We start from the raw sequence: 23,626 nt of genomic DNA on the forward strand, positions 1-23,626 counted from the left end.
ACAAGCCATATCATACTATGTCTTTAAAATAAAATCCAATATCGGCTGTTACAAAGCGTTATACACAACATCGATTTTTTCATGAGACTTTGTTCCACGTGGAACATTGATAGGTGGATCAGTAATCCGTTTTGCGAGAATCAATTATTCCAACAGCAGCGATAGTGGCAACAGCTATTGTAAAGCCTATGAATAAGCCGAGGACATTCGCAATTTTAAAATAGATTAATGATGACATAGTAATTATAAAAAAAATTAGACGAAAACTGTTAAAAAAAATTGCAACAGGTTTCGCATCCAATAGTTTTGATATACCGCAAGATAAAAAAATAAAATTAATTAAGGATACAAAACTGCTTATCACTACGCTAAAGGCAGTATCAGTATGACCGGTGAAATATAAAATAGAAAAAGCAGAAAATGAAAGAATGAGGGTAAAAAAGGAAACCTGTTTAATCATTGTCTTTCATGGCTCTTTGAACAAGACGAAACATCTCTAAGAAACCGGATATGATTCCAAAAATTAAAAATATAATTGTAAGCCAAGGAGCAGTTTTAAAAAAGCTGTCCAGTCCGCTACCGATTATATATCCAACAGAAGTTGCAACCACCAGATTAAGACCAACCTGACCTGCAAAAAATAAATGCCTGAATATGCCTGATTTTTTTTGAGCTGTCAAAAAATGCTCTGTTAATGCGACTCCTTCAAGTTGCGGCGCATATTGTGAGAAAGAAAACTTAGTTCACCCTTATATATCGGAATAGCAGTCTTAAGTAGAAGTGTATAAAAAAATGCTCCAAAAGCCCAAATTCCTGCGCTTACACTTATCTCAGTATAGGAGGGCAGATAGTCATATATCTCACCAAGTGTATCCGGCACAAATCCTGGAATTACAAAGCCCATACCTTTTTCTATATAGACTCCGATAAAAACCAGTACACAGGCAATATTTAGGTATAAAAATCTGTTTCTTAATCCGGGTGAAAGTAAAACAACAAATGCAATCAGGTTAAATACCAATGCAGTCCATGTAAACGGCACTAAAAGTGTGTGTCCCTTAAGTCCATGAAACATGTACTCCAGAGGCGCTACGTGTATGCTCATTGAGTAGAATTCTTTAAATATTTCTGCTCCATACAGAAAAAGATTAACACCCATAGCATAAGCTATCAGCTCTGCAATTTTAAAAATTGCCTTATCATTAACCTCTATGTCGGAGACTTTTCTGGCAATCTGAAACACCAGTATCATGAGTGCCGGCCCCGAACACATCGCTGATGCAATAAACCTCGGCGCTATTATTGAAGCATTCCAAAAAGGCCGTGAGGATAAACCATTGTATAAAAAGGCAGTTACTGTATGAATGCTAAATGCCCATGGTATTGATATTAATACTAATGGCCACATAATATACATTTTATATTCCCGACCGTTGGCTGCACAATAAAGAACATAAATAACCGCTAAAGAATTTAATATAAGATAACCATTCAGCACAATAACATCCCACATGAGTATTGAACTGGGAAAATTCGGTGTCACAAATAAATGCCATGATGCTAATGGTTTACCTAAATCTACTACTACAAAAAGCAGACACATTAAAACAGCAGTCACGGCTACCATCTCACCAAAAAGCACTATTTCCTTTATCGGCTTAAAATGATAAACATACGACGGTATTACAAGTATAACAGCCGCCGCCGCCACACCAACCAGAAAAGTAAAATTTGCTATATAAAAACCCCAAGAAACCTGATCTCTCATATTTGTAACGATTAACCCATGAGTTAGTTGATTAATATAGGAAATTAACGCATTTAACATTACTACGGCTAAAACCCCAAGCCATATAAAATACGCTCTTTTTCCTGTAGTGATGTGCTTGAATAAATCCTTGCTAAATCTTAAAATTGTCATATCAACATCTCCTCATAAACTAAAGAAATAGTAAAACTTAGGTTGAGTGTTTAACTCTTCTTTAAGACGAAAGACTCGCTTAGTCTCTATTAGAGTACGTATTTCACTGTTTGGATCGAGTAAATTGCCAAACTTTCTAGCCCCAACCGGGCAGATTTCCACACATGCAGGGTAGCGGCCTGGGTTTTCCCTAACCCTCTGCACACAAAAAGTGCATTTCTCAACAGCGCCTCTTAAGCGCGGTCTATTGCCAAGATAATGAGTTTCAGTATTGATCTCATCCAGTGGAATCTCCGGCTCTCCCCAGTTAAACTTGCGAGCACCATAGGGGCAGGCCGCCATACAGTATCTGCACCCGATGCACCAGTTATAATCAACAACTACAATACCATCCGGTTCCTTCCACGTAGCCTGAGTAGGGCACACCTTAACGCATGGCGGGCGCTCACACTGCTGGCACTGTACAGGCATATAAAAATGCCCTGCCTCAGGCACCTCCTCAGCATTGTAGTACTTCTTTGCCTCTTCAAGATCACTGACCCACTTCTCTCCCTGTTTAAACTGTAAAACAGTTATATAATGAATTTGTGGTTTGCGTGATTGATTGTTTTCTGTAACACAAGCATAAACACATCTTCTGCAACCAATACAGCGGGATAAATCAAGGCCGTATCCGTAGAGAACGTTAGGAAGCGCAGGTGTTGATTTGACTGTTATCCGCTTCTTGTATTTTTGCATATATTCTATTTCAAGCCTTGCAACAACATCCTTTTTTTCCTTATCATTCATCTCTCTAAAGTGCTTTTGAAAAAAAGCTTCCCAAACAGAGGCATCGCTGTCTTTAGCAGGAAGTAAAATACCGCCGACACCAAGAGCTGCACTTTTTAAAAAACCTCTTCTGTTCATCACTTTATCCTTCCTTTATACTGTGGTATGGAGAGTTTAGTGCCGCCAACTTCAACTAATGAAGTACTCTGTACTTTATTAACATCCTGTGGTTTTGCAGGTTCCGGCATGGGTTTAACGGCTTTAAATCGTGGAGAATGCGGACTATGGCAGTTTACACAAAGATAGTAGGTTTTATCGCCATTCCAATATCCTACCCTTTTACCATGTATGCCGGTTTTCCAATCCCTGAAAACATTACCATGACACTGGCCGCAAAGATTATACGAGGTTTCAAAAGATACAAGGTCACCATTAGCCAGTTTTAGCATGTCCCTGTTAGATGAATCATGACAGTCAAGACACCAACGTTGCTTCTGAGCGTGATTCAACTGAATTTCCGTGTGAAAGCCTAACTCACGCCGCTGCCGGTTAGGCTCCATTGAAGCATGACAGCTGGAACATGGAAAAAGCCCCTCTGTAAACTCAGGCTTTGTTGTTACATATTTTGGAATATCATCTGTCGTTGAATTATCCAGCGCCTCTGCATAAAGGGGTAAAAAAAATGCAGTAAGGCAAAACATTAAACAATATATCAGTTTATTATTCATATTTAAAACCTCTCTATGTTATATATTTTATTTTAAAGTATTATAAAGTAAAGAATACAAAAAATTGAAGTATTCTTATAAAGAAAATTAAAAGGAAATCTCATCTAATTATTGTGCTTCTGCGGCCTGCTGTCATGATAATCGTTTAGTTCTTTAAATTTTATAGTAAAGGCGGTACCACACTCTCTACTCAATGAAATAGAACCATGCAGCTGCTCCTCCGAGAGACTTACTACAAGTTGAAATCCAAGCGTATCAGAATTTCTGAAATCCACATTTTTAGGTATTCCCACGCCTGTGTCCCTGACGGTAAGCTCGAAATAACCATCCTCAATTTGACGCATTAAAACAGAAATCTCACCTCCCGCACCGGTGACAAACGCATACTTCAGAGAATTTGAAATTAACTCATTGATTATAAGTCCACAGGGAATAGCAGTATCAATGCCCAGGGTAACACCACCTATGTCAACTTTAAGAGGTACATTGACAGGGGTCAAGTAGGAGCTGTAAAGACCAGATGTTAAGCTCTTGACATAAGCGGCAAAGTCAATACTTGACATATCATTTGATTTATAAAGTTTTTCGTGAATAAGCGCCATAGACTTAATCCTGTACTCGCTGTCTTTAAATATGGCTAAGAGTTTTTCATCTTCTATATACCTTGATTGTAATCTGAGCAGGCTTGAAATTATCTGCATATTGTTTTTTACACGATGATGAACCTCCCGCAGAAGAACCTCTTTTTCTCTAAGTGAGGCCTTAATAAGTTCTTCTCTGTTGTGCCGTTCGGTAATATCGTGAACTGTCAACACAAAACCGGCAATTTCTGAATTATGCTCCCATATCCCTGAAAGTCTGCACTCCAGAAGATACGACTTGTTTTCAATTTTTGTGGTTAACGGAAATTTATAATCTGTATCCCTGCTTACCGCAGCAGCAATATCTAAAAAAGTGGCACGTAATTCCGCTTTCTGAAATAACTCTGGAATAGGAAAACCTTTAGCTCTTTCTATTTTCACGCCAAGAAATTTCTCAGCTGCAGGGTTATAGTACCTTATACAAAAATCGAGATCCATGGCAACAATTCCAACGTCTGAAGAGGAGCGCAAAATGCTGTCAAGATACAATGTTTTTTCACTTAGTTTCTTAATGCTTTTTTGCAGAGCAGCGTTTAATTTGATTATTTGCCGCTGCTGATAAATTGCATTTGCGCAACTGACTATTGCTGAATTAAGTTGTTCAAATTTAACTGGTTTAACCAGATATTTATCTATCCCTATATCTATAGCAGACAGAAGAAAATTGAGATCATTATAAGAAGTTATAACAATTATTGGAACAGACTGTTTCCTTTCCTTTATTGCCTTTGACATCATCAGCCCATCCATGACAGGCATACGTATATCGGTGATTACCAGCTCCGGTTCACAAGAATCAAACAAAGAGAGGCCTTCACTGCCGTTTGCGGCTACGAAAAGTGATCTAACATTTTTTTCTAAATAGTGGACAAGAGTCTCCCTTGTCGCCACGTCATCCTCTACATAAAGCACCGACACATCATGCTTTATACGAATATGTTGAGTCTCACTTATCATATGTCTCGTTTTGTGCTCTTTTATAACAAAAAATAGAATTCATATTTTGATTTTAACATATATACATCTGTTAAAACTGTGTGATTGAAACAATGTAGTAAGAGGTAAAGGAATAATAAATAAAAACTAACCAGTATATTTAAGTTCAAATACTTTATGAAGTCCGGAAATACCTTTGAGCTCAAAGAAACCGACCGGCTGAATTTTAATTCCATCCATTTTTTTAGCCTCCTCGATGACGTGCTCAGTAACAAAAACTCTGTTTACAAGAGGCATATCACCAGGCTTCATGCCGCCCTCCATGGGAACTAAATCTGCTGCTTTTACACCCTCCACCCGAAAAGTCATATTAGTGGCAACACCCAGTCTGTCTCCCTTGGCATCAGTTCTGGTCTCACCCAAATTAATAGCAAAACGCAGGTCTATATGAGCAGATTCCTGAGCAGCCTCGTTGTACTTAGCAATTTCCCTGAGAAGATCGAAAGCAAAAGTAACAGCGTTTTTAACTTTCGGGAAAGTTATGAGAAATCCGTCTCCTGTGCTTTTTAAAAATTGTGCTTGCTGCCGCTTTGAGATAGGTTTGACTTTCTCTGTGAGTGTTTTAGTCAAATTAAGTGCAAATTGGTCACCGTACATATTTGCAATGCCTGTTGAGTTACATAAATCCAGAACAAGAATTGTCTCTGTCTGGATTGAGCCCTCAGGAAGGATATGACCCATAATTGTTCTGGTTCCGATAGCGCCGCTATCCATCGATCTGGCGTCACCGGCTTTAAATACTTTACCGGTTATTTTCTTTAAGGCCTCCACGGCTTCCATTTTTACATCATCATCATCGGCATTAAGCAGTTCCTTAATTTGAGGAACAGTTTCAGGCATTCTAAGTTTACCCAGCGCTCTCAGAGCCTCTACGCGTACACGCTTCTGCCTGTCATTCATTAGTGTCAGAAGCGGAGGAATAACATCTTTTCCACCGATTTTTAAAAGAGCATCCGGTATAACACCTTTTATTTCTTCATCATCCATCATTTTTGAAAGGGGTTCGATGGCACGGGGGTTTTTCAGCGTTCCTAATGCCGCCACTGCTTTTTCCCTAACCCACCAATCTGTATCGTCAAGTGCCTTAATTAAAGGCTCTAGTGCAGATTCGTCAGGAACTCTGGAAAAAAACTCAGCAGCAAGACGCCTCATGCTTTCATCTCCGGCATCCTTCAGCATAATAATAAAGAACTTAACTATATTTTCGCCCTTTAGCTCCGACAGTGCATCGGTTGCAATTTGACGCACCCACCAGTCGGAGTCTTTCATGGCTTTAAGCAGCACTTCTGAGGTTCTTTGGTCTCTGAGGCCGTTTAAAACATCCACTGCACAGCGCCTCACATTTACGTCCTTATCTCGCATTAGACCGATTACATCAGGAATAACATCGGCGTCCGCCACCTGGAGGATGTAATCAACGGCCTTTTGCCTGATCATCATATCGTGGTCCCTGAGCATGGAAAGCATAGGGTATGCTGCACGTTTGTCCCCGATTGAACCAAGCGCCTCTAAAGTAGCTCGTCTTATCAGAGAATCATCTTCTGAGAGCTTATCAACTAATTGCATCACTGCATCGCGCTCTTTCATAGCACCCAGGGCTCTTACAGCCGCCACTTTTACAGAAATTGTGCTATCGTTAAGCGCCCCTATTATAACCTTTGATGCTGTAGGGCCTCCGGTTTCAGATAATATTTTTATTATATTTTTCTTTGTTTCGGCGTCACACTCGCTAAAGATAAGTACAAGTTTTGGTACAGCCTGCTGGCTCTTTATAACACCTAACAACTCTGTGGCATTTGAGCGGGTTGTCATATCCGGCGATTTTAGGTACTCGATAAGAAAAGGGATTGACTGTTCCTTCCACTTTTTCAGTATTAATTCTTTTGCTACCATTCTGACATCGCTTTGCCTGTCACCAATTAATGGCAACACCTCGTAAAGGCACGTTTCGTCACATATCTTCTGTGCTATATAGTGGAATCGTTCATAATTGATTTTCCTGTTTCTGAAAATATCAACAACTCGAATAAAAGCTGCGCTTCCAAAAGATATCAGATCATCAATAGCCTTGATTTGATCATCCTCAGTCTTTGCCTCCTCAAGTCTGACAAGAATTTTCTTTATCCTTATTCCTTCAAACATACTGCCTGTTAGACCCTATAGAAGACTGCATTTCTAAATAAACTCCCGCTCTTAAAAGTATTCAACACCATTTAAAGCGCTGTCTGTTTAAACCACACAACGGCGGCAATTTCAGCAATTGCAGCCTCTAACTTATTTTTTTAAAATATGGTTTTCCGATGTAAGCGATACCAGCTGAGACGTAGTCTGTCTAAGTCTTTCTACCAAAGTAGTTAATATCAGGCGAAACTCCTCAGATGTTTTATTGATTTCTTCTTCTAAAAAATTTTTATCAAGAAGTCCGCACTGCACATCACCCACGGCTATGGCTGAAGCTGAGCGGGGTTGTCTGTCTAGATAACTCATTTCGCCAAAATAATCGCCTTTTTCAAGAGTCGCTATCACCACATTGGCGTTATTTATCTTTTTGACAATTTGTACTTTACCGGAAAGTATCACATAAGTACCCTCACCATAGCTAGTCTCTTTAAATATTACCTGTCCGTCCTTGTATGACTCTTTTATAGCTATTCTTCTCATGCTCTCCTTCCTCTTGCAGGCACTATCCACTATTAAGCATTACTATTTTATCATATGTCTGCAGAAAATTAAAACAATGGTTGATATAATAACAAAGTTTTGTATATTATTGTATCGAGTATAAGTATGGACAGACCGGCAAATATACAAAAGGAAGCATCGGGGCGTAAGCGTGTTGTCATAGTGGGGGCAGGTTTTGGGGGTCTCTGGGCGGCAAAGAGCCTTGCTAAGAAAAATGTTGATGTTTTGCTTATTGACAGAAACAACTACCACACTTTTTTCCCACTTCTTTACCAGGTAGCCGCTGCAGAGCTTGAGCCCGAAGATATTGTCTATCCTGTAAGAAGCATAATAAGAAATTATTCCAATATAAAGTTTATTTTGGCTGATATTGAAAAAATAGATTTTTCAAATAAAATAGTGAAAAGCTGTGATTATGCCATTCACTATGACTACCTTGTGCTTGCAACCGGCACGATAACGCAATTTTTTGAGACACCGGGAGCAGAGCAATATGCTTTTCAGCTTAAAAACCTTCAACAGGGGGTTGAGTTAAGAAGCCACATATTAAACTGCTTTGAGCTGGCCTCAAGGAAAATCACTGAAGCACATAAGCAGAGCCTGCTTACGTTTACCGTGGTTGGAGGGGGGCCAACCGGTGTTGAATTCTCGGGAGCGCTTGCCGAGTTGATTCACGGGCCGTTTAAAAAGGATTTTCCCAACATAGACTTCAACTACGTCCATGTGATACTGATAGAGGCGGCAAACTCATTGCTTGTGTCGTTTCCAAAAAATCTCAGAGACTATGCCCAGGGCAGACTCAGCCGTATGGGGGTTGAGATAATGCTTCAGACCTTTGTCTCTCATGTTACTGAACAGACCGTTCACCTGAAAGACAAGGGAGTGATTCCCACTGAAACAGTGCTTTGGACTGCCGGGGTGTGTGCAGACCCGATTACAGAGAAATGGGGATTACCCACAACCCGCAACAATTTGGTAAAGGTGCTGCCCACACTGGCACTTGAGTCCTATCCCGAGGTTTTTGCTATCGGTGATGTGTCCTCCATAGATGAGGGCAGACGCCAATTGCCGATGACAGCCCCTGTTGCCATACAACAGGGGGTGTTAGCCGCTAAAAATATAATGGCCGCTATAACTGAAAAGCCGCTTGAGAACTTTACCTATAAAGACAGGGGGGCTATGGTTACAATAGGACGCAATTCAGCCGTTGCTCTTATCGGTAAAAAAACCTTTACCGGTTTCTTTGCATGGATAATTTGGCTTGTCATTCATCTTATGAATCTTATCGGCTTTAGAAACCGGCTCATGGTGTTGATTAACTGGGCGGTTGATTATGTGTTCTTTGAGCGGGCGATAAGGCTGATTTTCCCGGCCCCTAAACAGAAGAAGCCTCCCCGTAGCAGCACTTGACTCTGAAATTTTGGAAATCCATGCAACCATAGGGCCTAAAAGCAAAAATGAAGGCACACTTAGAGAGCTGATTAAAGCAGGCGTTACGGCGTTTCGTTTAAATATGTCTTATGTTGCACCCGGTGAGATGGCGGGGTTAATTGATGTTATAAGAAATATCTCTTCAACTGTAAGAATCGGCGCCGATATCAAAGGCAGAAAGCTCAGAATAGGCCCCATTGAAAAACCTATCCACCTGACTGCGGATTCCCTGCTCACACTGATTCCCTCAGAAACAGAATTTACAGGCGGCGCCACCGGCGTGTGCATAAATTACCCGCAAATTGCCGCTTTGCCCGCACCCGGAACTAAGATTTTACTTGATGACGGTGCAATCACTCTTACAGTCACAGACCTCACAAAAGAAGCTATCACCTGCAGAGTCATAAAAGGCGGGCAGCTCACAAGCCGCGCCGGACTCAACCTGCCGGGCATTGCACTAAACCTTCCACCCCTCACTGACAAGGATACGGAGGATTTGTCTGAAGTATCCTCAGCCGGCATCGATTTTCTTTACTTTTCATACGTTGAGACTAAGGAGGATATCACTGCACTAAGGGAAGCCTCAAAAGCAGCAGGCTTTAACGTCCCGATAGTGTCAAAGGTGGAGTCGATGTATGCGGTTAAAAACGTCACGGAAATCTGCGGCCACTCAGATGCAATATGCATCGCAAGGGGAGACCTTGGCGTTGAGGTTCCTCATGCCTCACTCCCATATGTTGTCAGGGATATAACGGCAGCTGCAAAAGCAGCAGGAAAGCCTGTTTTGCTGGCCGGTGAGGTTATGTTTTCTCTTATCTCAAGAGAAGTGCCCTTCAGAGCGGAACTCACTGACGTTGTTGTGGCCATCGAGAGCGGTATTGACGGTTTTATACTGTCAGATGAAACCGCTGTCGGTATTAACCCTGCCATCGCTGTCAATTATATAATGTCTATCGCTAAAGAAGTATATAACAGAGTTCAGAGGAAGTAAAAGAGATTGTGCCTGAAAAAGCTATTTTGCGCTGCGGAAGCTGAATATGGAACAAGAAATTAATATCAAAAATACTAATACCAACAAGCATATAGCTTTATTTGAAAAACTTCTGTCAGCAAGCTCAAACAATTATGACACAGCCGCAAAAACACAATCCCGCCTTTTATTAGCAAGCTTAATTACATCAGCAACTAAATGAACATAGCCGACCAAATAATAAACGGTAACCTTAAATTATTCATAATGGGTGATTTATCATCTAAAGAGGATATATCTCTTTTTATAAAATTAACGGAAAAAACCTACAGAGGAATTGAAATAACCTTTTCCGATGCGGAAGTACTTAGCGCAAAAGTGATTGAACGTCTATACAGCCTGCATGAACGATACGGCAGTGTTGGACTTAAAATATTGGTTTTCAAAAGAGTACTCACCTCATACCTGATGAGGCTCAACATAAAAAATACGCTGATTGCTGAAAACAAAGACGACCTGAGCCTTTTATCCCAAAAGGCAATAAAGGTGATAGCACTTGGAGGCTCTTCAGGTAGTTTTGACAAAATAAAAAAAATACTTCAGGAAATTCCGGTTAAAAATCTCACATTTTTTATTGTACAACACGTAAATGAAGCTATGCCCGCTGAGGCAGAAAAACTCTTTCAAAGTTTTACCGGTTATGAAGTTGTATATGCACAAAACGATACGATGGTTAAAGCAAAAACGATATATTTAGCCCCTCCGGGCTATCACACTATCGTAGTGGGAGAGTATATTTATCTGACAAGAGAAAAAAAAGTACACTTTGCAAGGCCCTCTGTTGATGAGCTTTTCAGAACCCTGTCGTTGTGTTACCAGGAGGAGTTTCTTGCTGTTTTACTCTGTGGGCACGGCAAAGACGGTTCAACGTCGCTTTCTGAATTGAAAAATAACTGCTCAACAGTTATAATAGAGGACCCTGAGGATTGTGAGGCTAAGGATATGCCGTTAAATGCTGTAAAAACAGGAAATTACGACTACATATTACCGATAGATGGAATAATTGGTTACCTTAAAGGTTTAGGGTCCGATACCGGCTATGGTGATGGTGAGCTAAACGCATTTTTAAAAGATATACATAAGACATATGGATATGATTTTACACTCTATCAGATTGAAAGCATAAAGCGGCGAATAGCAACTGCAATGGCTAAAGAAAGGATCGCTTCTTTTTATGACTTCAGAGCGGCTGTTTTATCTTATAAAGATATGTTCAGGAGGTTATTTTTTGATTTTTCAATTAATGTAACATCTTTTTTCAGAAACCCTGAAACCTATAAGATTATAAGAAACGAAATTTTGCCATACCTTCAAACATATCACCATATAAAGATATGGTGTGCCGGTTGTGCAACCGGTGAGGAGCCCTACTCCATGGCAATACTGCTTAATGATATAGGAATACTCAGCAGATGCCAGATATTTGCAACCGATTTTAATCCAATAATTATAGAACAGGCTAAAAACGGTCTTTTTCCTATGGAATCTTTAAAAATCAGTGAACAAAACTATAATGCAGCAGGGGGAACAGCCTCTTTCAGAGGGAATTTCTCCCTTTATGGGTTGTTTATGAAAATAAATGATAATCTGCGGGAAAAAATCCTGTTTTTTAATCACAACCTTACAACAGACGGTGTCTTTAATGAGTTTCAGCTTATACTTTGCAGAAATGTGCTTATCTATTTCGATTTGAAACTTCAGGGCCTGGTTTTAAAGCTTTTTAACGATTCCCTTGACATGAGTGGATTTTTGGTTTTAGGTGAAAGTGAAAACATACGTCACAATGGAGGAGATATATACTTTAAGCCCTATGACGCTAAATCAAGAATATTCAAAAAACAATTTCCGATGATGTCAAAAATGGAAAGAATAAACTAATGGCTCAACTAAAATTCATACATAAAATTCTCTGTGTTGACGACAATGAAAATAATCTGTTTTCACTTGAGGTGTTATTATCAGAGATAAACAACTGCCGCGTATTAAAAGCACAGTCCGGGCACGCCGCGTTGGATATTTTAATTGCCGTGGACATTGATATTATTCTTTTAGATGTACAGATGCCGGAGATGGATGGTTTTGAGTTGGCAGAGCTCTTAAAATCAAATAAACGCACTAAAGACATCCCGATAATATTTTTAACAGCTGTGTTTAAATCCGATGAGTTCATCAAAAAAGGATACAGAACCGGTGCGGTTGACTATCTTACCAAGCCTGTCAATGACGATCAATTGTTAAATAAGATATCCCTGTATCTTAAACTCTGCGACAGGGAAAAAGAGTTGCGTGACTTAAACAACTCTCTGATAGAGCGGGTGCAAGAGGAGTTGCGGTTAAACAGACAAAAGGACTTCATGATGATTCAGCAGTCGCGGCTGGCCTCAATGGGAGAGCTGATAATGCAGATAGCGCACCACTGGCGTCAACCCATAAACATAATCGGCCTTCTCATACAAGACCTGCTGGATGCCTACGACAGCGGTGAATTAACACGTGAGTATCTGGCTGTAAATATCGAAAAGAGCATGAGAACACTGACTGAAATGTCTGACACCATTGATGAGTTCAGAAGATATACAAAGTCATCATTGACCAATGAGCCTTTTGACTTGCGGGAAATAGTTGAAAAAACCGTAGCTCTCATTGAGCCCATATTCAAATATGACGGCATCAGTATTGAATCTGAGTATCCTGCCGAAAATATAATAATATCTGGTTTTGTCGGGCAGTACAGTCAGGTGCTGATTAATTTATTAAACAACGCCAAAGATGCCATAATAGAACACAAACCGGAAAATCCTTTAATAAGAGTACAATTGTACAAGGATGGTGAAAACTCTGTGCTGTCTGTAGCCGACAATGGAGGGGGCATAGCCCCAGGTATTATAGAACGAATTTGCGAACCTTATTTTACATCAAAAGAAGGAAGTAACGGCACAGGGCTGGGGCTTTTTGTAGCAAAAAATTTTATTGAAAAAAATATGCACGGCAAACTCCTTTATCAAAATATTGAGGGCGGCGCCGAGTTTAAAATTGTTATATAGTAATTATTATATAGGCGGAGATAATTTTGTAACACAAGTTATTCGAATATATCCCTGATGTTAACTTCAAGCCCTTCTATGGCTTTAGACGTAACAACGCCGTCAAGTGCTGCAAAGGAATGCAGTTTATAATTATCACCATCGATGGTTAATATTTCGACAGTTTTAGACTCAGGTAGAACTATCCAGTACTCCGGCACTCTATACTTTTCGTAGATAGACCTTTTAACGGCGGTATCTTTTTCGTATGTTCCCGGTGAGATTACTTCACATACCATATCGGGTACACCTCTTACCCAATCCTGAAAAATACCCATGTTCTCTGTTCTTATAAAAAGTATATCGGGTTGGACCCTGTTAATACCTTCCTCAAGGATTACATCAAGCGGAGATAAAAAAACCTCACCCGACTTTGTCACTTTGATATGTTGACGTATAATATCCTGCAGTGTGCCGACAATTCTCTGATGGTGTCCAAATGGACTAGGCCCCATGATTTCCTCTCCGTTGATGATTTCCGTTAAGTCTAAGTCACTTTCAATAGTTCCCGCTTTCATATCATAAAGTAACGCTAAAGCAGCAGTTTTGTCAACAATTCACTATGATCCCAAGTTGCAGTCAGAAGTAAACACAGGCGGCTGGGAGAAAGTTTAGTACTTTTGACGAAGTCAACGAAATTAGACGATTGAATGCAACTTGGTAAAAGATGCATAAAGGGGAAGGACTTATGTCCTTCCCCTTTAGATTATCAATACAGTCTGTGAACAGGGTTTTACTTAGCGGCGGCTTTTTTGTGAGGTTTGCCGTCTGCTCTTTTGTGTAACCACTCGGAAATTGCAGGAGCTAATTCTTTCTGTGATTTAGCTCCAACAAAGACGCCGATGTGGCCGCCCTTAAACTCGTACAGCTCCTTGTCCGTGCTGCTTACGAGATCATTAAGAGGCTTGGTGGCGGCAGGGGGAACTATATGGTCTCCGCTTGCATAAATATTCAAAAGAGGCATCGTTATCTTTTTAAGGTTGACGTCCTTTTCACCTATCTTTAAGCCACCTGAGGCAAGTTTGTTGCCCTGGTACATGTCTTTAATAAATTGTCTTAGACACTCCCCTGCCTGGTCGGGGCTGTCAAATATCCACTTTTCCATCCTGAGGAAATTAAGGAGTTTATCCTTTTCCCCCACAACATCCAACATGCCGATGTACTTGCCGACATTAAGGGTAATGGGCATAAGCATAAGAAATCCTGAGTTCAGAAAATCTCCGGGCACCACACCGTATGCATCAATGAGGGAATCCGGGTTTATGTTCTTTGACCAGTTAAAGAGCAGTCCCTTCTGTATGGAAAAATCTATGGGAGTTACAAGGGTAATGAGGTTCTTAATTTTTTCCGGGTATATGGCTGAAAACATAGTTGAAAATGTACCGCCCTGACATATCCCCATGAGGTTAATCTTGTCATTATTTGACCTTTCTCTTATGAAATCCACGGCATCATGTAAATAAACATTTATGTAGTCGTCAAGGCCGATATATCTGTCGGCCTTAGTTGGATATCCCCAGTCTATTATGTAGAGGTCAAGGCCGCGGTCAAGCAGGTTTTTCACGATACTTCTGTCCGGTTGTAAGTCCAGCATGTACTCTTTATTGACTAAAGCATAGACAATCAGAACCGGCACACTGCAAGTCGGTTTGTTTTTCGACACGTAGTGGTAGAGCTTCATTTTGTCTTGCTGAAAGACAAGCTCCTTTGGGGTTGCCCCAACGTCTATATCTTCAATGCCCATTATTGTCTCGGCCCCTTTAATCATTTTCTGTCCGAGATCAAATAATTCTTTTGTCATGTTTTTTGTGTCAAAAGTTAAAAAAGGTGCCTTCATTATTATTCACCCTCCTTTACGGTTTTAACATTAGCATTTCTCTCAAGGGCCCGCAGTCTTTTCTTTAAATCATAGATGGTTTTATATACGTCATCCATCTCGGAACGTACGGGGATAGGCAGGTCGGCAAGATTGAGCTCAATGAGTTTATGGTATTGTTTTCTGAATTCAAGTGCAGACTCAAGGAGAGAACCCTGCACTGTTGAGAACTCCTCTGTGTTAAAAAGCTCAAAGTACTCGGCCTCGTTAATATCAGCCCAGATTTTATAGAAATCGTTATAGCCCTTAATTTCCTCACCGGCTTTTATTTTCTGTGCCAGCGACTCTATAACTTTCCGCATGGCGCCCTCACCGGCTACGTACATCTTGTGCTGAAACTCGGCGTTCTTTGCTATATAGACCGAGTAGAGATCCATAGTACGCATAAGCAGCTCAAGCTTCTCTCTGTCCTTACCAACTTGCGGAGTTTTAAACACTTTGCCGAAGGTCTTTTCAAATGCGCTGTAGAAATTATGGAACAGGTTCATGCTGGCATTTGGATCGGCAGCGGAGGAGGCATCAAGCACGATGTTAAAATTCTTCTGCATTGAGTCCATCCATGGGTGGACGAAGTTCTGAGCCGCTGCACCCCATGTTTCAATTAACCCTGATGCCTGGCCGAAAAACTCTGTTGCAGACTCCGGTCCGCCAAAACCCAGCACCCTATCAAGCAACTCCTTGTATTTTGATGAATCCAAAAGGTCCTTATAGGTGTCGGGATTAAAAGTGTTTTCTTGAATAGCCTTTATAACCGGCTGCCAGAAGTCATAAAACTTCATATAAGCGTCAAATCCCCTGAACAGTTTCGATACCGTATCTTTACCCAACCCCGACGGATACATTTTCATCATTTCATCGAATGAACCGCCTACAGTTTTAAGCCATGAATTGTACATATTTAACATATCATGTGGAGCATTTGTGCTTTGTCCTGCACCTTGAAAAAAAGGCTTTTGCATGTTGGTGGCAGCTTGTGTCCAGTTGTTCATAAATTCCTTCTGTGCCTTTAGCAAGGCGTCGAAGAAAAAAGAGCTTTCTTGCATAGAATTTGTCCTCCTCGCATTTTAATTCCCGGCAGCTTTAGTGCCGCCTCTTTATTTTGCTTCCTTTAACATTTCAAAAAATGACTTTGCTAATTCCGTGCTGACTGATAGCTGTTTGTCTAATGCTGTTTTCCATGTCTCCTGAAAAGTCCTGCTACCCTCTTCAAAGACCTTTAGGTTCATCTTTTGTATTACTTCTTTCAGAAAAGCATTCTCTCTTTTGAGCTTTTCGTTTTCCTCCAAGGCCTCATCGTATTTCTTACGGCTGATAAATCCCAGCCCTGAATAGAAATCTACCATCTTTTCAAATATGTCCGCCCCGCCGCTAAACAGGGCACTTTTGTCAGAAGCTCCCATCCAGTACCGGCGTGCTGATTCCAATCCCTCTTGCTGCATTTTTGTTAAATAATCCGTAAATGCCCCTTTAAATAACGGATTACTGTACAGGGACATCAAGTCCTTTATGAAATTTTCATTCATGGCTGCCTCCAGTGGTTGCCCATTTATCGCTTGCTCAGGCTTACCAAAATTTTTTATCTACATCAATTCAAGATTTTAAAAAACAAAATCACGTATATACTAATTTTTTTTTCTACAATAAGTCAATACGACAGCCAAGCCAATATAGAAAACAGGGTTTTTCGGTAAAAGAGATTTTTGAGAAAATTTATCAATAACTTAAATGCTTATGCAGTTAACTCAGGCAGATAGTTTTCTGTCATCTGGAGATGCAGAGATAATACTGGATTGCCGCTTGGTGGCGGCAATGACAGAGGGTAGATTTTCTGTAATTCCGAGCGGAAGCCGGAATATAGTTCTTTGTCAGCGGAGTTACTGCAAAGGCAATTTAATTCTGTTTTGAGTTTAGTTTTAGCCGCTAAAAATAATTTTTGAAATATGCTAAAATAGATTAAAGAATTTTCTAAATTTGCAGTGACTTTTCTGATAATTACTGTAAAACCTGTGAGCAAGAGAGGCAATATGCATCAAAAGTTTGATGTTACAATGAAAGATCTTTTGAAAGACATGCCCAGAGTGTTTTTAAAAATTCTCACTGGTTATGACACCTGTAAATTTATAGACGTCCAGTTTCCTGATATTCAATTAAGAGAACCAGACCTTGTGTTGGAGGTACCTGATGGAAATCTATTTCAGGTTGAGATTCAAGGCGGAAATCAGAATAATATGTTGGAGCGGATGTATTTGTATTCGGGATTCATATTTAACCAACATAAGAAATTGCCTATACAAATAGTGCTTTATATTGGCAATGAACCTCTGAATATGAAATGTCATATGGAAAATAAATATGTTAAATACTCATATAAGGTGATTGATATAAAAGAGATTGATTGCAGTCAACTTTTAGCAGGCGACGATCCTGAGGATATCGTGTTGGCGATACTGTGCAAAACCAATGATGTGGATGTCACAATAAAAAACATTCTTAAAAAATTGTCTGTATTACCGCCCAAAGAGTGTGAGGGTTATATCAGAAAGTTACTGTATCTGTCTGATTTGAGAAAATTGTATCCAAAAGTAAAAATGGAGGTAAGTAAGATGCCTATAACTATTGATGTAAGAGAGAGTGATATTTTTCTGGAAGGGTTAACTGAAGGTATTGAGGGAATGCTTGAAATCAAATTCGGCTCCAAGGGGCTTGAACTGATGGATATGGTTAGGATTGTACCCACTGTAGATAAACTTGAGGAATTTAAAAATCTTATCAAAAAATCCGGTTCAATAGAGGAATTAAAAGAATTTTTGGGAAAGAATATTTAAATATGTTCAAACGATTCCAATCATTTATTTCCGTTTTGCATAATATAGTGGATCCCAAATATGAGACAATCAGATAAAGTATAATTGGTTAAAGTTCTTGGAGGGAAACAGATGAAAAACAGACGGAAGTTTGGCAAGGAGTACAAAGCGAAAGTAGCGATAGGAGCACTGAAGACGAAGCCAAGCAGTTTAGCAGCGTGCAAAAATAAACGGAGAGGCAGGGATTCGAACCCTGGGTGGAGTATTACCCCCACAACCGCTTAGCAGGCGGCTGCCTTCGACCGCTCGGCCACCTCTCCACTTAATCTGCTCTAACGGCAGGTAACTATAATGTCTTAGAGTTTAGCATCTTAAATCTAAAAATAGCAACCACCGTTTTAGTAAGCACTACATTGAAATGTCTGTTTAAAGCGCTTGTTAAATTCCTCTTTTGTAAATTTAAAATTCTGCGGCCCAAAGACCTCAACACAGTATGAGGCGGCGGCGGCTCCTATTTTACAGGCAAAGCTGAGGTTGTTTTTATCTAAAGCCAATCCTTTCAGAAGGCCGCCCCTGTAGGCATCCCCTGCTCCGGTTGGGTCGCTTACCGTAGTGGTTTTAACTATCGGAATATCCTCTGTTTTTACACCGTCACCCTCAAGTGTTTGAATTACTGAGCCGTATTCGCTCTTTGTGGTTATCACGGTTTTGCAGAGTTTGAGTAAATCTGCGAGTGTTTTGCCTGTTTTTTCCAGCACAAGGTTTAATTCGTAGTCGTTGCTTATGAAAATAAATGAGCCTGTTATCATTTCTATCAGGTTCTCTCCGTTCCAGGCGGGAAGCGATTGCCCGGGGTCAAATATATACTTAATCCCTTTTTGTTTATAAACCCTGCTGAAATTCAACATGTCATCAAGATTTCCGGGGGCTATGATTGCTAAGGTCTTTGAGGGTTCAAGTGTGTCGAAATCATATGTGGATGGAAATTTCATAGCTCCGGGATTAAATGATGTTATCTGGTTGTCATCGGCGTCTGTGGTTATGTAAGCTCCGGCTGTCAACTCTTCTTTGTATATTTTTACATGCTCTGTTGATATATTGTTAGATTGCAGCCTGTATTTGTAATGTTCAAAATCCCGTCCGGCCTGAGAAATCAGGGTTGGGGTCTCATCAAGCAAAGACAAGGTATAGGCGATGTTGCCGGCTGTGCCGCCAAAATTCTCCCTTACCCCGTTTATCATAAAACACACGTTTAATATCTTCAACTTATCGGCAATTATGTGGTCGGAAAACTTCCCGGAAAAATCCATAATCCTGTCAAACGCCAAAGAGCCTGCTACCAATATTTTCATCCATGCCTCCATTGCTTTATTATCATATCATTTTATCATAAATCCCTTAATTGAGCATATTTTAAGCTACCTCGTTGTTTTTTTGTAACCCTTCTATAATAGTTTCTGCAAGTTTCTTATTAAATCCTTCTATTTGTGAAATTTCCTCAACTGTTGCGGCCCTTATGGCGGAAATACCGTCAAAGTGCTTAAGAAGAGCTACCCTGTGCTTTTTAGATATTCCCCTGAGTCTTTCCAGAGGAGATTCCACAAGCCTCTTTGCCCTGAGTTTTCTGTGGTACGTTATGGCAAAACGGTGTACCTCATCCCGTATCCGCTTTAAAAATAATGAAGACGGCAAGCCGTCTTCTATGTTTAAAGGTTTTTTGACACCGCTCTGAAAAAACACTCTGTCCGGTTTTTTAGCTATTGAAACAATTGTTACCCCTGCCATGTAAGGCATGTCCTCAGCAATCAGTGCCCTCATCGCCTTAAGAGCCGCCTCCAACTGCCCGCGCCCTCCGTCAATTATTGCAAGCTCAGGGAAATCCGCCCCAAGGTTTTTTGCAACACGCTCAAAAGTTTCCCTCATCATCGAGTAGTCATCCACGCCGGTTACACTCTGTATTCTAACATGTCTGTAGAGATTTTTATTAAACCCCCCGTCTTGCCAGCATATGAAAGCTCCAACCGATTCGCTTCCCGATATTGTGGAAATATCAAATGCCCCAACACAAGACGGTGTTTTACTAAGCCCCAGCCTGTAGCTAAGCTCATCCAATATAAAGGCATCCGAGTTACCCTGTTTTATCTTAAAAGATGTTGCGGCGTTTTCATTTGCCATTTTAAGCAGGTTTATCCTTTTTACATCTTTTGGTACTGTTATTTTAACCACAGTGCCGCGCTTTCTTTTAAGCCACTTCAAAAGTGTCTCCCTGTGCTCAGGTTTTTCATTTACGATTATCTCACCAGGCGGATATATGTCCTTGTTATAAAACTGCTCGATAAAGGTGGAAATTAATTCTTTCACGTCAACTCCGCCAATGTCTTTTATATAAAAATCCTTAACACCGGTTAAACAGCCGTTTCTGACAAAAAACACATTGATGAGCCCCTCCGTGCCGGTCCGGTAAAGGCCTAAAACGTCCATATCGGCAAAGTTGACATCAACCACCTTTTGCATCTCCCATGCCGCCGCTATGGCCTTTATCTTATCCCTGTATCCGGCGGCGGCCTCATATTGCAAAGCCTCCGAGCAGGCATTCATTTTTTCGGTAAGTTTATCCAGTAAAGACTGTCTTTTACCCTTTAGAAATTCTACGGCCTCATTTACGTGCTCCATGTACTCTTCCTTACTGATGAGCCCCACACACGGCGCACTGCAGTACCCTATCTGGTAATCTACACACGGGCGGTTGATGCTCTCAAGACGATAGTTACAGGTTCGTATGGGAAAATATTTTTTAATGAAATCAAGTGTCTCCCTCATGCTCCTGGATGATACATAAGGCCCTGTGTAAACATTGCCGTCATGGTTAAACCTGCGCACAATGTCAATTTTAGGCCATTTCTCAGTCATGGTAATTTTAAGGTATGGGTAGTTTTTGTCGTCTTTAAGAATGATATTATATTTTGGCCGGTGTTGTTTTATTAGATTGGCCTCAAGAGCAAGCGCTTCCACCTCGGATTCTGTCACGATAAAAGTGAAATCATGGGCCTCTCTGACAAGTGCCGACTTTCTCAAATCACTTTTGATACTTGAATTAAAATAACTGCGCAGACGATTTCTCAGTACCCGTGCCTTTCCCACATACAGGATACTTTCCTTTTCATTTTTAAAAAGATACACCCCCGGCTCAACCGGCACAGTGCTGAGTTTATCTGCAATTTTATTCATAAATAACAGCCATCCGCTCAAGCCCTGCATAGTCTTTTTTGAAGTGAATATTTTTAAAACCGGCTTCTTTGGCAATTTTTTCAACCCCTGCAGCCTCATCACATCCAATTTCCAAAACTATCAGAGCTTTCTCTCGATACATATGACTTTTAGCCTGCTTCAGGATTGCTCTGTAAAACAGTAGTCCGTCAGCACCTCCGTCAAGGGCCTCTATCGGCTCATAGCAGCTGATTTCAGGCTCAAGTCCGCTGATGTCACCTGTTTTTATGTAAGGCGGGTTTGAGATTATTAAATCAAATTTCAAGCCACCGACCGGCTCAAAAAGATTACCCCTTAGAAAATCCACATTGCCGATACCATTGAGGCGGGCATTTTCACGTGCATAACTTAGTGCTTTATCTGATACATCAACCCCACAGACAAGGGAATCCGAAAGAGCTTTGGCAAGACTCAGTGCAATGGCACCGCTGCCTGTGCATAAGTCTAAAATTGTAAGGGGCTGATTAAAAATCTCTTTTAAGAGTTTGATGGTTTCTGCGGTGACAAGCTCTGTCTCAGGCCTCGGAATAAGCACACCGGGGCCGACTTTTAAAGTTAAGTCTAAAAAATCCATCTCTGAGATTATATACTGCAGGGGTTCTCTCAGAAGACGGCGGGTTATAACATCCTGGTACATGTCTTCCGTGATTTCAGGGTTATCCCTGTAAAGGGAGTTTTTGCCGGTTTTTAGGGTAAAACAAACGATAAGTTCCGCTTCTTTTTCAGAGGCGGTTATGCCTGCGCCCTTAAGCTGAGCTGATAGTTTTCGTATGGCCTCATTTGCTCTCATACAGGAGCCGCCTTCAATCGTCTAACTTTGTTGGCTTTGTTACAAGCTCAAACTCAAAAGTCTTGCCGCAGTAGAGGCAGGTTATCGAAATTTTACCGGAATTATCAGGAGCATCAACATCCGGTAAGTTTATACCGCTTATCCCCCTGCATTGAGGGCATTTTGCTCTCTTAAAAATTCCCATATCAATAATTTAAATCAAAGACGGTATCAGAATCTGTTAAAATATTCATTGACTTCAAATAATAATTCTTTCCCTTCCCTGAAAGTAATTGTTGAGAGTGCCTCAGCATAGCCGGCCCATTTGTAGTGCATGATTTCGGATTCCTGAATCGTAACGGCAGGGTTTTTCACAAAGGCTAAAAAAAACGTAACGGTTTTATTAACAGCTCCGCCCTGCCTCATCACTATATAGTTTTCGACAAAGGGAGCGAGGTCTGAGAGTTCATAATCAGTGACGGCGGTTTCCTCTTCGAATTCCCTTTTAGCCGCCTCCGCCGGGGTCTCTCCCTCATTAGCGTGCCCCTTTGGAAATGCCCAATGCCCTGCATTATGTTGTATTAAAAGAAAAAGCCTTTTTCCGTCCTGCTCATACACCGGCACTATTCCGTATGAGCGCTCCTGTTTAATGTTTAAAATCACGGCCTGTTCGTCACACTCAGGGAATTTCGGGCACTTCAGACACTCTCCCCATATTTTTTGCGGCAATTGTGACTTATCTGTCTCAGTAAAACCGTGTTTTATGAAAAACCCGGGCACATAGGTTAGAGCAAAGACCCTGCTGATACCAAGTTTTGAGGCATCTTTTAAGCAGCGTTTCAGCAGCTCCCTTCCAATAGAGGTTTTCTGGGCGCTTTCCCTTACTGCAAGAGATTTTATTTCAGCCAGGTCCTCCCACAAAACGTGTAAAGCACATATTCCTGTCAGCTCTCCCGCCTCATCCTCGCAAATAAAATAATCCCGGATGTGTTCATAGAATTCATTTAACGACCGCGGCAGCATTACCCCCTGCAAGGCAAACTCATTTACCAGCTTATGGGCTGATTTTATATCAGAGACCAGTGCGTTTCTGATTTTCAATTATCTCAAAACCTTTCTCTATTGCACGCTTGTTAAGCGCAAGAGTCTCAGCGGGTAATCTTGCTGAGTCCTTTTCCATAACCGACAGAAGATCATCTTTCTTTAAAATACCTGACATTGAAGCGACAGCCCCCAGCATGAGCATATTTGCAGACTTCTTACTGCCAAGCTCTGAGGCAATAGTTGTGGCGGGAATCCCCACGGCATTTATTTCAGCGGCTACATTGTCATATGAAAGCAGTGATGAATCATAAAACAACAAACCGTCTTTTTTTAATCTGCAAATGAATTTTTTTAAAGACATGTCGTTAAAAACAACCAGCACGTCAATGAACTTTATAACCGGTGAGCCTATTGCTTCATCCGACACAATGACGGTACAGTTTGCCGTGCCGCACCTGATTTCAGCGCCGTATGAGGGAAACCACGTCACCTCCATGCCGCTGACCATTGCGGCAGAGGCTATAAGGTTACCCATAAAAAGGATACCCTGTCCGCCGGAACCTCCGATAAGAAACCGTTTCTCCAT

General features: G+C 40.8%; 23 protein-coding genes, 1 tRNA gene and 1 pseudogene. 6 read left to right on the forward strand and 19 right to left on the reverse strand.

Going from position 1 to position 23,626, the window contains the following annotated elements:
• Nucleotides 1–452: 452 nt before the first annotated feature.
• The 7 genes from H7844_01330 to H7844_01360 all read right to left on the reverse strand — a co-directional run bounded on the left by H7844_01330 (nucleotide 453) and on the right by H7844_01360 (nucleotide 7,715).
• On the reverse strand, nucleotides 453–680 hold the full coding sequence (locus H7844_01330) for an AtpZ/AtpI family protein (protein ID MEO5355923.1): 228 nt from the start codon (nucleotides 678–680) through the stop codon (nucleotides 453–455).
• 11 nt (nucleotides 681–691) lie between these two features.
• Nucleotides 692–1,921, reverse strand: coding sequence for a polysulfide reductase NrfD (nrfD, locus tag H7844_01335; protein ID MEO5355924.1), 1,230 nt, complete (start codon nucleotides 1,919–1,921; stop codon nucleotides 692–694).
• Between the two features lie 12 nt (nucleotides 1,922–1,933).
• Complete coding sequence (locus tag H7844_01340) at nucleotides 1,934–2,827, reverse strand: 4Fe-4S dicluster domain-containing protein (protein MEO5355925.1); 894 nt, start codon at nucleotides 2,825–2,827, stop codon at nucleotides 1,934–1,936.
• Nucleotides 2,827–3,417: a hypothetical protein gene (locus tag H7844_01345; protein MEO5355926.1), complete on the reverse strand. Its 591-nt coding sequence runs from the start codon at nucleotides 3,415–3,417 to the stop codon at nucleotides 2,827–2,829. Before H7844_01345 ends, H7844_01340 begins: the two co-directional genes overlap by 1 nt.
• A gap of 104 nt (nucleotides 3,418–3,521) precedes the next feature.
• Nucleotides 3,522–5,015 carry a response regulator gene (locus tag H7844_01350; protein MEO5355927.1) on the reverse strand — a complete coding sequence of 498 codons (1,494 nt, stop codon included), beginning with the start codon at nucleotides 5,013–5,015 and terminating at the stop codon, nucleotides 3,522–3,524.
• A 126-nt stretch (nucleotides 5,016–5,141) separates the two neighbouring features.
• Nucleotides 5,142–7,196, reverse strand: a complete 2,055-nt coding sequence (locus H7844_01355; protein ID MEO5355928.1) for a HEAT repeat domain-containing protein — start codon at nucleotides 7,194–7,196, stop codon at nucleotides 5,142–5,144.
• Between the two features lie 132 nt (nucleotides 7,197–7,328).
• Nucleotides 7,329–7,715 carry a cyclic nucleotide-binding domain-containing protein gene (locus H7844_01360; GenBank protein MEO5355929.1) on the reverse strand — a complete coding sequence of 129 codons (387 nt, stop codon included), beginning with the start codon at nucleotides 7,713–7,715 and terminating at the stop codon, nucleotides 7,329–7,331.
• Nucleotides 7,716–7,841: 126 nt separating this feature from the next.
• On the opposite strand from H7844_01360, the gene H7844_01365 reads away from it, so the two are divergent.
• The 5 genes from H7844_01365 to H7844_01385 are packed head-to-tail and all read left to right on the forward strand — an operon-like array spanning nucleotide 7,842 to nucleotide 13,241.
• Nucleotides 7,842–9,146 (forward strand): NAD(P)/FAD-dependent oxidoreductase, encoded by a 1,305-nt coding sequence (locus H7844_01365; protein ID MEO5355930.1) that lies wholly within the window; start codon nucleotides 7,842–7,844, stop codon nucleotides 9,144–9,146.
• A 10-nt stretch (nucleotides 9,147–9,156) separates the two neighbouring features.
• Nucleotides 9,157–10,158, forward strand: a complete 1,002-nt coding sequence (locus tag H7844_01370) for a pyruvate kinase (GenBank protein ID MEO5355931.1) — start codon at nucleotides 9,157–9,159, stop codon at nucleotides 10,156–10,158.
• Nucleotides 10,159–10,204: 46 nt separating this feature from the next.
• Nucleotides 10,205–10,360 (forward strand): hypothetical protein, encoded by a 156-nt coding sequence (locus H7844_01375; GenBank protein MEO5355932.1) that lies wholly within the window; start codon nucleotides 10,205–10,207, stop codon nucleotides 10,358–10,360.
• Nucleotides 10,357–12,075, forward strand: a complete 1,719-nt coding sequence (locus H7844_01380; protein MEO5355933.1) for a hypothetical protein — start codon at nucleotides 10,357–10,359, stop codon at nucleotides 12,073–12,075. The genes H7844_01375 and H7844_01380 overlap by 4 nt, the downstream gene beginning before the upstream one ends.
• The gene (locus H7844_01385) at nucleotides 12,075–13,241 is read left to right on the forward strand and encodes a hybrid sensor histidine kinase/response regulator (protein MEO5355934.1); all 1,167 of its coding nucleotides are present in this window, start codon (nucleotides 12,075–12,077) and stop codon (nucleotides 13,239–13,241) included. The genes H7844_01380 and H7844_01385 overlap by 1 nt, the downstream gene beginning before the upstream one ends.
• Before the next feature lie 38 nt (nucleotides 13,242–13,279).
• Here H7844_01385 and H7844_01390 read toward each other — a convergent pair whose 3' ends face one another.
• The 4 genes from H7844_01390 to H7844_01405 all read right to left on the reverse strand — a co-directional run bounded on the left by H7844_01390 (nucleotide 13,280) and on the right by H7844_01405 (nucleotide 16,679).
• Nucleotides 13,280–13,798: a Uma2 family endonuclease gene (locus H7844_01390; protein ID MEO5355935.1), complete on the reverse strand. Its 519-nt coding sequence runs from the start codon at nucleotides 13,796–13,798 to the stop codon at nucleotides 13,280–13,282.
• Between the two features lie 215 nt (nucleotides 13,799–14,013).
• On the reverse strand, nucleotides 14,014–15,117 hold the full coding sequence (gene phaC / locus H7844_01395) for a class III poly(R)-hydroxyalkanoic acid synthase subunit PhaC (protein MEO5355936.1): 1,104 nt from the start codon (nucleotides 15,115–15,117) through the stop codon (nucleotides 14,014–14,016).
• 2 nt (nucleotides 15,118–15,119) lie between these two features.
• Complete coding sequence (locus H7844_01400; GenBank protein ID MEO5355937.1) at nucleotides 15,120–16,199, reverse strand: hypothetical protein; 1,080 nt, start codon at nucleotides 16,197–16,199, stop codon at nucleotides 15,120–15,122.
• 51 nt (nucleotides 16,200–16,250) lie between these two features.
• Nucleotides 16,251–16,679: a hypothetical protein gene (locus H7844_01405; GenBank protein ID MEO5355938.1), complete on the reverse strand. Its 429-nt coding sequence runs from the start codon at nucleotides 16,677–16,679 to the stop codon at nucleotides 16,251–16,253.
• 525 nt (nucleotides 16,680–17,204) lie between these two features.
• On the opposite strand from H7844_01405, the gene H7844_01410 reads away from it, so the two are divergent.
• Entirely contained in the window at nucleotides 17,205–17,981 is a 777-nt protein-coding gene (locus H7844_01410) for a hypothetical protein (protein ID MEO5355939.1), read from the forward strand.
• 210 nt (nucleotides 17,982–18,191) lie between these two features.
• Here the strand turns inward: H7844_01410 and H7844_01415 are convergent.
• The 8 genes and pseudogenes from H7844_01415 to H7844_01450 all read right to left on the reverse strand — a co-directional run bounded on the left by H7844_01415 (nucleotide 18,192) and on the right by H7844_01450 (nucleotide 23,626).
• Nucleotides 18,192–18,280 (reverse strand) — tRNA-Ser (locus H7844_01415).
• 78 nt (nucleotides 18,281–18,358) lie between these two features.
• On the reverse strand, nucleotides 18,359–19,312 hold the full coding sequence (locus tag H7844_01420; GenBank protein MEO5355940.1) for a carbohydrate kinase family protein: 954 nt from the start codon (nucleotides 19,310–19,312) through the stop codon (nucleotides 18,359–18,361).
• 61 nt (nucleotides 19,313–19,373) lie between these two features.
• Nucleotides 19,374–21,188, reverse strand: coding sequence for an excinuclease ABC subunit UvrC (gene uvrC / locus H7844_01425; GenBank protein ID MEO5355941.1), 1,815 nt, complete (start codon nucleotides 21,186–21,188; stop codon nucleotides 19,374–19,376).
• Nucleotides 21,181–22,017: a peptide chain release factor N(5)-glutamine methyltransferase gene (prmC, locus tag H7844_01430; GenBank protein ID MEO5355942.1), complete on the reverse strand. Its 837-nt coding sequence runs from the start codon at nucleotides 22,015–22,017 to the stop codon at nucleotides 21,181–21,183. Before prmC ends, uvrC begins: the two co-directional genes overlap by 8 nt.
• 13 nt (nucleotides 22,018–22,030) lie before the next feature.
• Nucleotides 22,031–22,201, reverse strand: a complete 171-nt coding sequence (locus H7844_01435) for a hypothetical protein (GenBank protein ID MEO5355943.1) — start codon at nucleotides 22,199–22,201, stop codon at nucleotides 22,031–22,033.
• A 26-nt stretch (nucleotides 22,202–22,227) separates the two neighbouring features.
• On the reverse strand, nucleotides 22,228–22,659 hold the full coding sequence (locus H7844_01440; GenBank protein ID MEO5355944.1) for an NUDIX domain-containing protein: 432 nt from the start codon (nucleotides 22,657–22,659) through the stop codon (nucleotides 22,228–22,230).
• Nucleotides 22,642–23,097: pseudogene (locus tag H7844_01445) on the reverse strand (N-acetyltransferase). Before H7844_01445 ends, H7844_01440 begins: the two are co-directional and overlap by 18 nt.
• Nucleotides 23,069–23,626 carry a 2-oxoacid:acceptor oxidoreductase family protein gene (locus H7844_01450; protein MEO5355945.1) on the reverse strand — a complete coding sequence of 186 codons (558 nt, stop codon included), beginning with the start codon at nucleotides 23,624–23,626 and terminating at the stop codon, nucleotides 23,069–23,071. The pseudogene H7844_01445 and the gene H7844_01450 overlap by 29 nt, the downstream one beginning before the upstream one ends.

Source organism: Nitrospirae bacterium YQR-1, assembly GCA_039908095.1.
Lineage (GTDB): Bacteria > Nitrospirota > Thermodesulfovibrionia > Thermodesulfovibrionales > Magnetobacteriaceae > Magnetomonas.

Excerpts from the sequence above, each read along its gene's own strand:
- nrfD (MEO5355924.1), bottom strand. The coding sequence starts at position 1,921 with ATGACAATTTTAAGATTTAGCAAGGATTTATTCAAGCACATCACTACA.
- H7844_01340 (MEO5355925.1), bottom strand. The coding sequence starts at position 2,827 with ATGAACAGAAGAGGTTTTTTAAAAAGTGCAGCTCTTGGTGTCGGCGGT.
- H7844_01345 (MEO5355926.1), bottom strand. The coding sequence starts at position 3,417 with ATGAATAATAAACTGATATATTGTTTAATGTTTTGCCTTACTGCATTT.
- H7844_01350 (MEO5355927.1), bottom strand. The coding sequence starts at position 5,015 with ATGATAAGTGAGACTCAACATATTCGTATAAAGCATGATGTGTCGGTG.
- H7844_01355 (MEO5355928.1), bottom strand. The coding sequence starts at position 7,196 with ATGTTTGAAGGAATAAGGATAAAGAAAATTCTTGTCAGACTTGAGGAG.
- H7844_01360 (MEO5355929.1), bottom strand. The coding sequence starts at position 7,715 with ATGAGAAGAATAGCTATAAAAGAGTCATACAAGGACGGACAGGTAATA.
- H7844_01365 (MEO5355930.1), top strand. The coding sequence starts at position 7,842 with ATGGACAGACCGGCAAATATACAAAAGGAAGCATCGGGGCGTAAGCGT.
- H7844_01375 (MEO5355932.1), top strand. The coding sequence starts at position 10,205 with ATGGAACAAGAAATTAATATCAAAAATACTAATACCAACAAGCATATA.
- H7844_01380 (MEO5355933.1), top strand. The coding sequence starts at position 10,357 with ATGAACATAGCCGACCAAATAATAAACGGTAACCTTAAATTATTCATA.
- H7844_01385 (MEO5355934.1), top strand. The coding sequence starts at position 12,075 with ATGGCTCAACTAAAATTCATACATAAAATTCTCTGTGTTGACGACAAT.
- H7844_01390 (MEO5355935.1), bottom strand. The coding sequence starts at position 13,798 with ATGAAAGCGGGAACTATTGAAAGTGACTTAGACTTAACGGAAATCATC.
- phaC (MEO5355936.1), bottom strand. The coding sequence starts at position 15,117 with ATGAAGGCACCTTTTTTAACTTTTGACACAAAAAACATGACAAAAGAA.
- H7844_01400 (MEO5355937.1), bottom strand. The coding sequence starts at position 16,199 with ATGCAAGAAAGCTCTTTTTTCTTCGACGCCTTGCTAAAGGCACAGAAG.
- H7844_01405 (MEO5355938.1), bottom strand. The coding sequence starts at position 16,679 with ATGAATGAAAATTTCATAAAGGACTTGATGTCCCTGTACAGTAATCCG.
- H7844_01410 (MEO5355939.1), top strand. The coding sequence starts at position 17,205 with ATGAAAGATCTTTTGAAAGACATGCCCAGAGTGTTTTTAAAAATTCTC.
- H7844_01420 (MEO5355940.1), bottom strand. The coding sequence starts at position 19,312 with ATGAAAATATTGGTAGCAGGCTCTTTGGCGTTTGACAGGATTATGGAT.
- uvrC (MEO5355941.1), bottom strand. The coding sequence starts at position 21,188 with ATGAATAAAATTGCAGATAAACTCAGCACTGTGCCGGTTGAGCCGGGG.
- prmC (MEO5355942.1), bottom strand. The coding sequence starts at position 22,017 with ATGAGAGCAAATGAGGCCATACGAAAACTATCAGCTCAGCTTAAGGGC.
- H7844_01435 (MEO5355943.1), bottom strand. The coding sequence starts at position 22,201 with ATGGGAATTTTTAAGAGAGCAAAATGCCCTCAATGCAGGGGGATAAGC.
- H7844_01450 (MEO5355945.1), bottom strand. The coding sequence starts at position 23,626 with ATGGAGAAACGGTTTCTTATCGGAGGTTCCGGCGGACAGGGTATCCTT.